1 rRNA gene is annotated in these 852 nt (G+C 42.1%); it reads left to right on the top strand.

Features of this window, described 5'->3' with window-relative positions:
* Window positions 1-189: 189 nt before the first annotated feature.
* Window positions 190-304, top strand: a 5S ribosomal RNA gene (rrf, locus tag MTCD1_RS18305).
* Window positions 305-852 lie beyond the last annotated feature (548 nt).

Here is an 852-nt window from a genome sequence, read left to right as displayed (position 1 = left end):
TGTAAGGACTGCGAGGTCTTGAGCTAACTGATACTAATTGCCCGTGAGGCTTAACCATACAACACCCAAGTAGTTTTTGACTATAAAGTGTGTGTGAGACTGACATAAATATATAAAACACGTACTCGTGTTACTTGAATTGCTTTTGTAAACTTTTTATATCAAATTTCTAGATTGTACCCTTTTTTGTTTAGCGACCATAGCGCTGTGGCCCCACCTGATCCCATTCCGAACTCAGAAGTGAAACGCAGTTGCGCCGATGGTAGTGTGGGAGTTCCCATGTGAGAGTAGGACATTGCTAAACTTCTATTAAGAAAAGCCCGATTCATAAGAGTCGGGCTTTTTGCTGTCTGGGATTTGAAACAATCACTAATAAGCGCGAATAAATTCCCGCCTACAATATGAGAGCTGTGTAGGCGGGATTTCAATCGCGCAAGGTAATAGCGGTGGAGGTGTAAGCGTGTGGGTGTTTTTCTCTTTATGTGAGAGTAGGACATTCTCGATTTCTATTAAGAAAAGCCCGCAACATTGTTGCGGGCTTTTTCTGTCTGGGATTTGAAACAATTAATAATAAGCGCGAATAAATTCCCGCCTACAATATGAGAGCTGTGTAGGCGGGATTTCAATCGCGCAAGGTAATAGCGCCGAAGATAGTAAGCGTGTGGGTGTTTTTCTCTTTATGTGAGAGTTGCATATTCTCATGCATCGCGATCACCTAATACCCTCTAAGCCGATCACCTAATACTATCCATCGCGATCACTCAATACCATCGATGCCGATCACTTTTCGGTCAAAATGGTATTGAGTGATCGGCTTGAATGGTATCGTTCAATTTTTACACTTTTTTGTCT

It is taken from the genome of Colwellia marinimaniae (genome assembly GCF_002207865.1).
Taxonomy (GTDB): domain Bacteria; phylum Pseudomonadota; class Gammaproteobacteria; order Enterobacterales; family Alteromonadaceae; genus Colwellia; species Colwellia marinimaniae.
The sequence above is the reverse complement of the archived record's forward strand: the minus strand, read 5'-3'. Positions and strand labels throughout refer to the sequence as shown.